Below are 12,614 nucleotides of genomic sequence, written 5' to 3' on the forward strand. Positions count from 1 at the left end.
CTCCTTGGGGGACGGGTCTCGCTCACTGATGTTGAACGTTGAACTAACCAACACCCACGACGATAGACCTATTCCGTTTAGATTTCAACAACTCGATTTCGACAACCTCGGTGGAGCGTTCGCCGCCGCACGGCCGAGGGCATCACCAGGCATGCGCATGAATCGCCGTGCACTGCTCCTCGCCGCCGCCCTCGGCCTCGCCGCCGTCGGCGCGCGCCGCGCGGAGGACCCGTACGAGGTCCTCCGGCGCCGCTGGCTCGACCTCGCCCTGGGGACCGGCTACGACCCTGCCGCCGAGCCGTACGCCTCCCGGCTCGCCGAGACCGGTGCGCTCGCCCGGGGGTACCGGAGTTCGATGGCGCCCGCCCCGGCCTGGTTGTGGCCCGGCTACCCTTACGACCCGCCCTCCGGCATCACCCGCAGCTACAGCCGCCTGTGGACCATGACCCAGGCCTACCTCCAGCCCGGCACCGGTTCGACCGGGGACGAGGGACTGCGGGACGACATCGTCCGAGGGCTCGACCACCTGTCCGCCACCGTCTACAACCCCACCACCACCCGCTACGGCAACTGGTGGGAATGGCAGATCGGCAGCCCGCGCCTGCTGATGGACATCGCCCTCGCCCTGTACGACCACCTCACCGAGGACCGCCGGGCGGCGACCTGTGCCGCCGTCGACCACTTCGTGCCGGACTCCGTGCTGGCCGACTACTCCGGCACCTCCACCGGCGCCAACCGCGTCGACCTGTGCCGCTCGGTCGCCCTGCGCGGCATCCTCGGCCGGGAACCGGCCAGGATCATCCTTGCCCGGGACGCGCTCTCCCCGGTCTTCCCCCACGTGACGCAGGGGGACGGGCTCTACGCCGACGGCTCCTTCGTCCAGCACACCTGGGTCGCCTACTCGGGCACCTACGGCCAGGTCCTCCTCGACGGGCTCGGGCGGCTCTTCGCCCTGCTCGCCGGGTCGCCGTGGGAGGTCACCGACCCGAACCGGCAGATCGTCCTGGACAGCGTGGAGCACGCCTTCGCCCCGCTGATCCACGACGGGCTGATCATGGACAGCGTCAACGGGAGGGCCATCAGCCGCGGCCTCCTCAAGGGCGATCGGAGCATCCTGCGCGGCGACCACTTCCACGGCCAGGGCGTCATCGCCGCGATCGCGCTGCTCGCGGGCGGGGCGAGCGAGGCCGAGCGGGAGCGCTGGTACGGCAGGATCAAGGGCTGGATCGAGCGGGACACCGTCTCCCCGGTCCTGACGGCGCCGCAGTACCCGGTCGCCGACCTCGCCCGGCTGCACGCCGTCGCCGAGTCGGAGGTGCCCGCCGCACCCGAACCCGTCGGCCATCACCTCTTCGCCGCCATGGACCGCGCCGTTCACCGCCGCCCCGGCTTCGTCGCGAACATCGCCATGGCCAGCGACCGCATCGCGTACTACGAGTGCGGCAACGGCGAGAACCCGCGCGGCTGGCACACCGGCGCCGGAATGCTCACCTGGTGGGTGCCGGGCCAGGGCGGCCAGTACACCGACTGGTTCTGGCCGACCGTCGACTGGTACCGGCTCCCGGGCACCACGGTCTCCACCCGCCCGCTGCCCGACCGGGCCGGCGGCGAGTGGGGCGAGCCCAAACCCGACGCCCGCTGGGTCGGCGGGGTCACCGACGGCGAGTACGCGGCCATCGGCCAGCACCTGAAGGGGCTCGGCTCCACCCTGGTCGCCCACAAGTCGTGGTTCTGCGTCGACGACGCCGTCGTCTGCCTCGGCGCCGGCATCACCTGCGCCGACGGCGTCCCCGTCGAGACGGTCGTCGACAACCGGAACCTGGGGGAGGGCGGCGAGCAGGCCTTCGTCCGGGGCCGCGGCTGGGCCCACCTGGAAGGACACGGCGGCTGGCTGGTCCCCGACGGCGAGTTGCGCGTGCTGCGCGAGGACCGCACCGGAGCCTGGGCCGACATCAACACCGGCGGCGCCACCGAGCGGCGCACCCGGCGCTGGCAGACCCTCTGGCTGGACCACGGCACCGACCCCGAGGACGCGGCCTACCGGTACGTCCTGCTCCCCGGCGCCTTCCGCCGCGCCACCGCCGCCCGCGCCGCCGACCGGCACTGGCTGTCGGTCCTCGCCAACGACACCGGACGCCAGGCCGTCCACCTCCCCGCCCTCGGCCTGACCGCGGCGAACTTCTGGAGCCCCGGCACCGCGGGCCCGCTCACCGCCTCGGCACCCGCCAGTGCCCTGGTCCGCCGCGAGGGCCGTACCGCTACCCTCTCGGTGAGCGAGCCGCCCCGGACCGGAGCCCCGCTGGAGATCACCTGGGACCGGCCCGTGCGCTCGGTGATCCGCGCCGACGACACCGTCGAGGTGCTCGCCACAGGCCGCCGACTGCGCGTCCGTGTCACCCCGGGGAGGGCATGTGCGAGCCACCGCTGTGAGGTGACTCTCCACTGACGGCTTTGTACGACCCCCACAACCGGCACGCCCCCTGAGCAGTCGGAACGGCTGCATGGGGCGATGGTTCTGTTCAGTGGTACCAGGAAAACGGGCCGGAGACTGTACGGAGTCGACGGCCCGCTTTCCTTCGCGGGCTTCGTAAGGTCACTACATGACCGTTTTGGAAGAGACCACGGGTGAGCCCACGGACGCGCGCGGCCGGGTCGCCGAGCTGCACGAGATCCGTGCCCAGGCACTGGCCGGTCCCAGCGAGAAGGCGACCGCGGCGCAGCACGCCAAGGGCAAGCTGACCGCCCGGGAGCGGATCGAGCTGCTGCTCGACCCGGGCTCCTTCCGAGAGGTCGAACAGCTCCGCCGGCACCGTGCCCAGGGCTTCGGCCTGGAGGCCAAGAAGCCGTACACGGACGGTGTGATCACCGGCTGGGGCACGGTCGAGGGCCGTACGGTCTTCGTCTACGCGCACGACTTCCGGATCTTCGGCGGCGCGCTGGGCGAGGCCCATGCCACCAAGATCCACAAGATCATGGACATGGCCATCGCGGCCGGTGCCCCGCTGGTCTCCCTGAACGACGGCGCGGGCGCCCGTATCCAGGAGGGCGTCTCGGCGCTCGCCGGGTACGGCGGCATCTTCCAGCGCAACACCAAGGCCTCGGGTGTCATCCCGCAGATCTCGGTGATGCTCGGCCCGTGCGCGGGCGGCGCGGCCTACAGCCCGGCCCTGACGGACTTCGTGTTCATGGTCCGTGAGACCTCGCAGATGTTCATCACCGGCCCGGACGTGGTCAAGGCGGTCACCGGCGAGGAGATCACCCAGAACGGCCTGGGCGGCGCGGACGTGCACGCCGAGACCTCCGGTGTGTGCCACTTCGCGTACGACGACGAGGAGACGTGCATCGCCGAGGTGCGCTACCTGCTGTCGATGCTCCCGCAGAACAACCGCGAGAACCCGCCGCGGGTGGAGTCCACCGACGCCCCGGACCGCCGCGGCGACGTGCTCCTCGACCTCGTCCCGGCGGACGGCAACCGTCCCTACGACATGGCCAAGGTCATCGAGGAGATCGTCGACGACGGCGACTACCTGGAGGTCCACGAGCGCTGGGCGCGCAACATCATCTGCGCACTGGCCCGGCTCGACGGCCAGGTCGTCGGCATCGTGGCCAACCAGCCGCAGAGCCTGGCGGGCGTGCTGGACATCGAGGCGTCCGAGAAGGCGGCTCGCTTCGTCCAGATGTGCGACGCCTTCAACATCCCGATCGTCACCCTTTTGGACGTACCCGGCTTCCTGCCTGGTGTAGACCAGGAGCACGGTGGAATCATCCGCCACGGCGCGAAGCTGCTGTACGCCTACTGCAACGCGACCGTGCCCCGGATCTCGCTGATCCTGCGCAAGGCGTACGGAGGTGCGTACATCGTCATGGACAGCCAGTCCATCGGCGCCGACCTCACCTACGCCTGGCCCACCAACGAGATCGCCGTGATGGGCGCCGAAGGTGCCGCCAACGTCATCTTCCGGCGGCAGATCGCGGACGCCGAGGACCCCGAGGCCATGCGGGCCCGCATGGTCAAGGAGTACAAGTCCGAGCTGATGCACCCCTACTACGCCGCCGAGCGCGGCCTGGTGGACGACGTGATCGACCCGGCGGAGACCCGCGAGGTACTGATCCGCTCGCTGGCGATGCTCCAGTCGAAGCACGCCGACCTGCCGTCCCGCAAGCACGGCAACCCCCCGCAGTAACCCACCGGTTCCCCTGCGGAAACCTCTCTCACGGAGACTGACACCCATGAACGCTGACATCCGCGTCGAAAAGGGCCACGCCGAGCCCGAGGAAGTCGCCGCCATCACGGCCATCCTGCTGGCCCGCGCGGCGGCCCGCCCCGAGCCCGACGCCGCCCACCCCGGCCGGGCCAGGGCCGGCTGGCGCCGCCTGGAGCGCGAGTCCGGCTTCCGCGCGCCGCACAGCTGGCGCTGAGCGCCGCAACAAACCTGAGGGCCCCTCTCGTTCGGGAGGGGCCCTTTCGTGCGCCCAGAGGGCCGCAGAAGCCGTTCCCGGGCACAACAGAGCTGCCCCGGACGGTGAACATCCGTCCGGGGCAGCTCAGTTGACGCGGGGACCGGCTAGCGCAGCCGGGCCATCAGCGCGTGCTCGACCAGCGTGATGAGGGTCGACTTCGCGTCCGCCCGGTGCCGGGCGTCCGTGGTGATGATCGGGGTGTCGGGACCGATCTGCAGCGCCTCGCGCACCTCGTCCGGGCTGTACGGCTGATTGCCGTCGAAGCCGTTCAGGGCGATCACGAAGGGCAGACCGCTGTTCTCGAAGTAGTCGACAGCCGGGAAGCAGTCGGCGAGCCGCCGGGTGTCGACGAGAACGACCGCCCCGATCGCACCGCGCACGAGGTCGTCCCACATGAACCAGAAACGGTCCTGGCCGGGCGTACCGAACAGGTAGAGGATCAGGTCCTGGTCCAGGGTGATACGGCCGAAGTCCATGGCGACCGTGGTGGTCGTCTTGTCCCCGGTATGGGTGAGGTCGTCGATACCCGCCGAAGCAGACGTCATGACGGCCTCTGTGCGCAGCGGGTTGATCTCCGAGACGGCGCCGACGAACGTGGTCTTGCCCACGCCGAAGCCGCCCGCCACCACGATCTTCGCGGAGGTGGTGGAGCGGGAAGGACCGCCGCTAGAGCTTGCGAAGTCCACTGAGCACCCTTTCGAGCAGTGTCACGTCTGGCTGGCCGCCGGCGTTCTCGTCGCCGCCGGGCTGATGGATGGCGACCAGGCCCGCCTCCGCCAAGTCGGCGACGAGGATCCTGGCCACGCCGAGAGGAATGGTCAGCAGGGCCGAGATCTCGGCCACCGACTTGATCTCCCGGCAGAGGTTGCAGATCCGCTGATGCTCGGGCAGCTGGCCCTGCATCTGGTGCGGCTGCGCGGTGGTGTGCACCAGCGCCTCGATGGCGAGCTGGTACCGCGGCCTGGTGCGACCGCCCGTCATCGCGTACGGGCGCACCAGAGGGTTGTTCGACGCCCCGGCGGGCGACGGCTCGGGGGCACGTCGCTGCGGCTGCACCGGCTGGATGCGCGGGGACTGCGGCTGGTCGTACGGACCGGGACCCTGCGGACCCTGGGGCGCGTACGGCTGCCGATGACCCGGCGCGGAGGGGAAGTTGTACCGGTTCTGGGAACCGTCGTGCTGACCCTGGGCAGGGCCGTACGACCAATTGCCCGGATGTGAACCGTCTGGGGGTGTTGCCACTTTCTCTCCTCCTCCGACTGTGCCTGGCACCCATCATGTGGAGCCGCGTCCCGAAACCTTACGGCCACGGGACGCCAAAACGCACCGTCTCTTAGTTAGTTGAGAAGGCTGCCCTGGAGTTCCGCGCGCAGATCCGGGGTAAGGACCGTGCCCGCGCGGTCGACCAGAAGGGCCATCTCGTACCCAATGAGGCCGATGTCGGCCTCGGGGTGGGCGAGAACCGCGAGCGAGGAACCGTCGGAGATGGACATGATGAACAGGAATCCCCGCTCCATCTCCACAACCGTCTGGTTCACGCTGCCGCCCTCGAAGATGCGCGAGGCACCGGCGGTCAGCGAGGTCAGACCGGAGGCGACGGCCGCAAGCTGATCGGCGCGGTCGCGCGGGAAGCCTTCGGACATCGCCAGAAGGAGTCCGTCGGCGGAGACCACCACCGTGTGAGACACCCCAGGGGTGTTGTCCACGAAGTTGGTGATCAACCAGTTCAGGTTCTGTGCCGCCTGGCTCATCGGGCTCACACTAACGCTCCTGGTTGTAGGTGCTGTCAGGACCGAAGCCCTGGCCGTTCGTTTCACTTCCCGCACTGCGACCCCGCTGGACTCCCCGGCGCAGGTTGCTCAGCCTGCCCCGGACGTCCTCGGGAGCGCGGGAGACCTGGGGGCCGCCCTGGGGGGTGGCTGCGGCGGCTCCCTCGACCAGATTGGCCTTGGGTACCCGCCGAGGCAGACCGGAAGAGGTCACTCCGCCTGCCTTGGGCTTACGGAGCTGCGCCGCCTGCTGCCAGCGATCGTCGTTCGCCGAACGCCAGCCGGAGTCGGTGGGGTTCTCCGCGGGGGCCGGCGTCTCCTGCCGTACGGGCCTGGCGCCGTTCGCGCCGCTCGCGGTGGATCCGCGGCGGGGGAGCCCGGCGTCGGTCAGCTCGTGGGCGGCGGAGGGGGCCGGTCCCGGACGGTCGAAGCCTACGCGGTCCCGCTCATCCGTGTCAGCGGCCTGCACAGGTTCCGGTTCCGGAGAGTACTGGTCAGAGTAGCCGCCGCGGTAGTCGTCCTGCTGCGGCCAGTCGTCCTGCTGACGGCTCTCCTCGAAGGCCGGGTAGGACTCCTGGGCGGACGCGTGCCCGGCCCCGGGGGCCTCCTGAGCCGACTCCGGATAGCCCGGCTCGGGGTAGCCGCCGTTCGACGAGAAGGTGTCGTCCTGCGGCAGGCCGCCGTTCGGCGCGTAGTACTGCTCCTCGTACGCAGGCTGCTGAGGCTCCTCGTACGCCGTCTGCGGGTCGTACGCCTGCTGCTGCTCGGGGTAGCCGCCGTGGCCGTTCGACGCGGCGTTGTCGTAGCCCTGCTGCGCGCCGTACTCGTCGTACGCGCCCTCCTGGGAGCCTTCCAGAGCCGGCTGCGGGCCGTTCGTCTGGGCCTCCAGGGCCGCCCGGCGCTCTTCGCGCATCAGGGAGCGGCCCACGGGGTCCAGCTCGCGGATGTCGTCCGGGACGTCCGAGTAGCGGCTGTCGTCGAAGCCCAGCTCGGCGGCCGTGCGCATCGGCTGGCCGTTGAAGTTCTCACCCTGGAAGTTCTGCTCCGGGATGATCTGCGAGACGGTGAACTCGTCCTGTATCGGCGCCGCCTCGCCGCCACCGCCATGGGTGATGGCGTCGGGCAGCATGACCAGCGAGGTGGTACCGGCCTGCTCGCCCGAGGGGCGCAGCTGGACCCGGATGCCGTGCCGGTCGGACAGCCGGCCGACCACGAACAGACCCATGCGCTGCGAGATCGCGGCGTCCACGGTCGGCGGGTTGGCCAGCTTGTGGTTGATGTCCGCGAAGTCCTCGGCGGTCAGGCCGATGCCCTTGTCGTGGATCTCGATCATCACGCGGCCGTCGGGGAGACGGGTCGCGGTGACGCGGACCTTGGTCTGCGGGGAGGAGAACGTGGTGGCGTTCTCCAGCAGCTCGGCGAGCAGGTGCACGAGGTCGGTGACCGCGCGGCCGTGGATCTCGGCCTCCGGGACGCCGGACAGCTCGATGCGCTCGTACTGCTCCACCTCGGAGGAGGCGGCGCGCAGCACGTCGATGAGGGGGACCGGCTGGTCCCAGCGGCGGCCGGGCTCCTCGCCCGCGAGGACCAGGAGGTTCTCGCCGTTGCGGCGCATACGGGTCGCCAGGTGGTCCAGCTTGAAGAGGTTCTCCAGCTGGTCCGGGTCGGCCTCGTTGTTCTCCAGGTCGGTGATCAGGGTCAGCTGGCCCTCGATCAGCGACTGGTTGCGGCGCGAGAGGTTGGTGAAGATCGCGTTGATGTTGCCCCGCAGCAGGGCCTGCTCGGCGGCGAGCCGGACGGCCTCGCGGTGGACCTGGTCGAAGGCGCGGGCGACTTCGCCGATCTCGTCCGTGGAGGTGATCGGGATCGGGGCCACCCGGGTGTCGACCCGGCCCGGGTCGGTGCGGGAGAGCTGGTCGACCAGCATCGGCAGGCGCTGCTCGGCGATGCCGAAGGCGGCGTTGCGCAGCTGGCGCATCGAGCGGGACATCTGGCGGGCCACCATGCCGGCCAGGATGAACGCGGCGAGCAGGGCGACGACGACGGAGGCACCCACGATGAAGGTGTCCTGCTTGGCGTCCTCGGCGATCTCCTCGGCCAGGTCCACCGCGTTGTCGGCCATGTCCGACTCGATCTGGCGGTAGGCGCCGTACTTGAGCGTGTTCACCGCCCACCAGTTCTCGGCGGTGATGCCCTTGGCGGCGAGCCCCTGGCGCACGATCGGGTCGGTGGACTCCATGCTCGCGACGCCCCGCACCATCTGGACCGGGTCCTCCGGCGGCGGCACGTAGTCCGGGTTCTTGGCCTTGGCCTCCTTGGCCATGGCCGCGCCCTTGGCCTTGAGGTCCGCCTCGGCGGCCTGGAGCGTCTGCGTGTCGGCCTCGGTGCCGCCGCCGATGTACTCCTGGCGGGCGATGCCCTCCAGGTAGGCGTACGAGGACAGGGCGACCTTCTGGCTGGTGAAGCTGCCGGTGCCGGGGCCGGGCTTGACCAGCATGTGCATACCGATCGAGCGCTCCAGCGACAGGGCCGCCTTCGTCAGATGGATCGCGTAGACCGTACGGCCGTAGGAGGTGACGTTGCCGGTGCCGAGGCCCAGCTCGTTGGCGAACTCGGTCAGCGGATGGGCGACGTCGACGTAGCCCTCCTCGGTGTCCACACCGGGCAGCTTGGTCGTGTACGCGTCCTCGCGCAGCTTCGCCAGGTCGGGCTCGACGTCGCGGAACAGGCCCAGACGGCGCTCCAGGCCCGGCTTGCTCGGCGCGCTCTGCGCGGCCTCGTCGAAGGCGTCCCCGGCCTCGTCGGTCGCCTTGCGGGCGGCCTCGACGGTGGCCTTGTCCTTGTCGGTCTGGGAGTTGCCCTTCAGCAGCGGCGCGGCGGTGATGTCGCGCTCGTTGTAGAGGGCGTCCGCGTAGTTCAGGGCGGCCCGGACCAGGCGCGCGGTGTCCGCGGCGTCCTCGGCCTCCTGCCAGGTGTCGATCGAGCTCTTCACCTGGAAGCCGCCCATGACCAGGCCGACCAGCACGGGTATGAGCAGGATCGCGTTCAGCCGGGTCGGCACTCGCCAGTTGCGCGGGGAGAGACGGCCGCCGCTCGGAGCGGGCGCGGCCGTCGGCTCGGGTCCGGGCACAGGGGCGGGCGCCGCTCCGCGCGGCGGCGGGGTGAAGTTGCCCCGCGCCGACGGCTCGGGACCGTTCTTGCTTCGCCTCACTCGACCAACAACCTTCCGGCGGTCGGCACCTTCGGTGTGCCGCAGTGTCTCAGGCCCAGTACGTCATCGACTTGTGAGTACGTCTTTGACTATTGGGCAGTTCAGGCATTCCAGCACGTGGACCTGCGCAGTTCCAAACATGGGAATGCGATCTTTCCACGTGATGTAAGCCCCAGATAAAACGGTCATAAAGAGCGAGCCCCGCCAAAAGGCGGGGCCTTCGTGCGCACAGCGAGACCGGTTGACCGCGACGCGTGGCCGCCCCACTCGATTCCTCTGCCGAAACGTTATGAACACCGGAGCCGACCGTGTCAAAGGCCACAGCCGGCTCCGGGACTCCTACGGCAACTGCCGTACGCGATGGCTGAATTGCCCGCCTACCTGAGCCGTGCCATCAGAGCGTGCTCGACCAGCGTGATCAGCGCACTCTTGGCGTCGGAGCGGTGCCGGGCGTCCGTGGTGATGATGGGGGTGTCGGGCCCGATCTGCAGGGCCTCGCGCACCTCCTCGGGCGCGTACGGCTGGTGCCCGTCGAAGCCGTTGAGGGCCACGACGAACGGCAGTCCGCTGTTCTCGAAGTAGTCCACCGCCGGGAAGCAGTCCGCCAGACGCCGGGTGTCGACCAGGACCACGGCCCCGATCGCACCGCGCACCAGGTCGTCCCACATGAACCAGAAACGGTCCTGGCCGGGCGTACCGAACAGGTAGAGGATCAGGTCCTGGTCCAGGGTGATACGGCCGAAGTCCATGGCGACCGTGGTGGTCGTCTTGTCCCCGGTGTGGGTCAGGTCGTCGATGCCCGCGCTCGCGGACGTCATGACGGCTTCCGTGCGCAGCGGGTTGATCTCGGAGACGGCGCCGACGAACGTCGTCTTGCCGACGCCGAAGCCGCCCGCCACCACGATCTTCGCGGAGGTGGTCGCCCGGCCTCCGTCAGAGCTTGCGAAGTCCACTGAGCACCCTTTCGAGCAGCGTCACATCCGGAGCGCCGCCGTTGTTCTCGTCGCCACCCGGCTGGTGAATGGCGACCAGCCCGGCCTCCGCGAGGTCCGCGACGAGGATCCGGGCGACACCGAGAGGCATGGACAGCAGCGCCGACACCTCGGCTACCGACTTGACCTCTCGGCACAGATGGCAGATGCGCTGGTGCTCCGGGAGCAGCCCCATGAGCGCTGCCGGGTCGGCCGTCGTACTGATCAGGGCCTCGATGGCCAACTGGTAGCGCGGCCGGGTCCGGCCACCGGTCATCGCATAGGGACGGACCAGCGGCTGGTCGCCCTCATCCTCGTACGGCTCCGCGTACGGATCATGAGAGGCGTTGGGCGGGGTCATGAATCCTCCGGGCGGGACAGCAAGTGGGTCAGTCGTGCCGTCTGAACGGGGCCGGTGGGGGGACTTGTGTCGGCCTGACGGTGATTTGGTGAGGCGGGTGGATCCGAGGTGGGTCAGTGGAGCAGACTGCCTTGCAGCTCGGCACGGAGATCGGGCGTGAGCACCGCACCCGCCCGGTCCACCAGCAGCGCCATCTCGTAGCCGACGAGGCCGATGTCGCACTCCGGGTGCGCGAGTACGGCCAGTGACGAGCCGTCGGAGATGGACATGAGGAAGAGGAATCCCCCTCTCCATCTCCACCACGGTCTGTGCCACGTCGCCGCCCTCGAAGATCCGGGAGGCACCGGCCGTGAGCGAGGTCAGTCCGGACGCGACGGCCGCCAGCTGGTCGGCTCGGTCGCGCGGGAAACCCTCCGAGAGCGCCAGCAGAAGACCGTCGGCGGACACGACGACGGTGTGGGACACCCCGGGGGTGTTGTCCACGAAGTTGGTGATCAACCAGTTGAGATTCTGTGCCGCCTGGCTCATCTGGCTCAACTAACGCTCCTGCTGGTGAGTGGGGCTCGGGAAGCTGCCGGTCTGGCCGTTACCGGCCTGACGACCCTGCGCGATACCCCGACGGAGATTGGTCAGCCGCCCGCGCACGTCGTCAGGCGCACGCGAGACCTGCGGACCGGCTTGGTGCTGTTGCTGCTGAGCCGTGCCCGGGACGAGGTTCGCCCGGGGCACCCGCCGTGGCAGGCCGGAGGTGGTGACCCCGCCCGCGGCCGGCTGACGGACCCGCTCTGCCTGCCGGACGAGATCGTCGTTCGGCGAACTGCGCCAGCCGGTCGCGGCCGGACGCTGCGGAGCGGAAGCTTGCGGTGCCGGAGACTGCGGCTGGGCCGGAGCGGGCGCGGCACCGCCCTGCTGGCCCGGGCCCTGGCTCTGGCCCTGGTGCTGGCCCTGGTTCTGCTGGCCGCGGAACCAGTTGGTCTCCAGCGTGTCGTACAGCGGCGTCCGTCCGTCACCGGGACCGGTGGCCGGGGGCAGCGCCTCCGGCTCGGGCCGGCGGGCCGGAGGACGCGGCGGAGTGGCCGGACGCGGCGGGCTGTAGTCGGCCGGGCCGCCCACCTGGGGCCGCTCGAACTGACCCGTGCTCGCCGGGTCCTGCCGCGGCGGCAGGGGGTGCTGGCCGGTCGAGCCGTTGTCGTAGCCGTTCGGGGCCGGGAACTGACCCGTGGACTGGCTCGCGCCCGGACCGTAGAGGTCCTGGCGGGCGAACTGGCCCGTGTCCTGGCCCGTGTTCTGCGGCGCGCTCGGCCGCGGGAACTGGCCGGTGCTCTGCCCGGAGTCGTACGACGGGGCCGGGCGGCCGCCGTCGCGCGGGACCGCGGGCATCTCGGCCGTGGCGGCCGGGCCCTGACGGTCGTCGATCCGCGGCATCCGGGAGGTCTGCGCCGGGTCCTGCTCGTCGTGGCCGCGCGGGGCGTCCAGCGAGGCACGCGGCACCGACGGCTGGGCGTTCTCGTCGCTCCAGCTCGGGGTACGCGGCTGACCGGCACCCGTACCGGCGCCCGGCAGCTCGGCCCGCGGGCCGCGACGGGCCCCGGGAAGCTGCGGACGACGGCGGCGGCCGGCGTTGCCCTGCTCCGACTTGCCGCCCGCCTGCTGCTGCGGCGCGGGAGGCGTCGGGCGACCGCCGCCGAAGGCGTCCTGACCCTGGGACGCGGACGGGGCGGGACGGTTGTTGCCGAAGGCGTCCTGGCCCTGACCGGCACCGTTGCCCGGGGACTGCAGGCCCTGCGGCGCGGCGGGCGCCTGCCCGAAGGCGGACGCGGACTGCGGAGCCGGACGGCCCG

General features: G+C 70.6%; 9 protein-coding genes and 2 pseudogenes. 3 read left to right on the forward strand and 8 right to left on the reverse strand.

The window, feature by feature from the left end; genetic code table 11:
- Positions 1-151 precede the first annotated feature (151 nt).
- The 3 genes from GA0115233_RS27585 (at position 152) to GA0115233_RS27595 (ending at position 4,419) form a co-directional block, all read left to right on the forward strand.
- Positions 152-2,446 carry a polysaccharide lyase 8 family protein gene (locus GA0115233_RS27585; protein WP_093723019.1) on the forward strand — a complete coding sequence of 765 codons (2,295 nt, stop codon included), beginning with the start codon at positions 152-154 and terminating at the stop codon, positions 2,444-2,446.
- Between the two features lie 154 nt (positions 2,447-2,600).
- Positions 2,601-4,184: an acyl-CoA carboxylase subunit beta gene (locus GA0115233_RS27590; protein WP_093723020.1), complete on the forward strand. Its 1,584-nt coding sequence runs from the start codon at positions 2,601-2,603 to the stop codon at positions 4,182-4,184.
- Positions 4,185-4,230: 46 nt separating this feature from the next.
- The gene (locus GA0115233_RS27595; protein WP_093723021.1) at positions 4,231-4,419 is read left to right on the forward strand and encodes an acyl-CoA carboxylase subunit epsilon; all 189 of its coding nucleotides are present in this window, start codon (positions 4,231-4,233) and stop codon (positions 4,417-4,419) included.
- A gap of 146 nt (positions 4,420-4,565) precedes the next feature.
- Here the strand turns inward: GA0115233_RS27595 and GA0115233_RS27600 are convergent, their stop codons facing one another.
- The 8 genes and pseudogenes from GA0115233_RS27600 to GA0115233_RS27635 form a co-directional block, all read right to left on the reverse strand.
- On the reverse strand, positions 4,566-5,147 hold the full coding sequence (locus GA0115233_RS27600) for a GTP-binding protein (RefSeq protein WP_003997631.1): 582 nt from the start codon (positions 5,145-5,147) through the stop codon (positions 4,566-4,568).
- Positions 5,128-5,703 carry a DUF742 domain-containing protein gene (locus tag GA0115233_RS27605; protein ID WP_093723022.1) on the reverse strand — a complete coding sequence of 192 codons (576 nt, stop codon included), beginning with the start codon at positions 5,701-5,703 and terminating at the stop codon, positions 5,128-5,130. Before GA0115233_RS27605 ends, GA0115233_RS27600 begins: the two co-directional genes overlap by 20 nt.
- Positions 5,704-5,798: 95 nt before the next feature.
- Positions 5,799-6,212 carry a roadblock/LC7 domain-containing protein gene (locus GA0115233_RS27610; protein ID WP_004983065.1) on the reverse strand — a complete coding sequence of 138 codons (414 nt, stop codon included), beginning with the start codon at positions 6,210-6,212 and terminating at the stop codon, positions 5,799-5,801.
- Between the two features lie 10 nt (positions 6,213-6,222).
- Entirely contained in the window at positions 6,223-9,441 is a 3,219-nt protein-coding gene (locus tag GA0115233_RS27615) for a sensor histidine kinase (RefSeq protein ID WP_176711957.1), read from the reverse strand.
- A gap of 377 nt (positions 9,442-9,818) precedes the next feature.
- Entirely contained in the window at positions 9,819-10,394 is a 576-nt protein-coding gene (locus GA0115233_RS27620) for a GTP-binding protein (protein WP_015657619.1), read from the reverse strand.
- Positions 10,375-10,773, reverse strand: a complete 399-nt coding sequence (locus GA0115233_RS27625; protein ID WP_015657618.1) for a DUF742 domain-containing protein — start codon at positions 10,771-10,773, stop codon at positions 10,375-10,377. Before GA0115233_RS27625 ends, GA0115233_RS27620 begins: the two co-directional genes overlap by 20 nt.
- 113 nt (positions 10,774-10,886) lie before the next feature.
- Positions 10,887-11,301: pseudogene (locus GA0115233_RS27630) on the reverse strand (roadblock/LC7 domain-containing protein).
- A gap of 9 nt (positions 11,302-11,310) precedes the next feature.
- Positions 11,311-12,614: pseudogene (locus tag GA0115233_RS27635) on the reverse strand (hypothetical protein); the annotation flags it as partial.

The sequence above is a fragment of the Streptomyces sp. DI166 genome (assembly GCF_900091315.1).
Lineage (GTDB): Bacteria > Actinomycetota > Actinomycetes > Streptomycetales > Streptomycetaceae > Streptomyces > Streptomyces fuscus.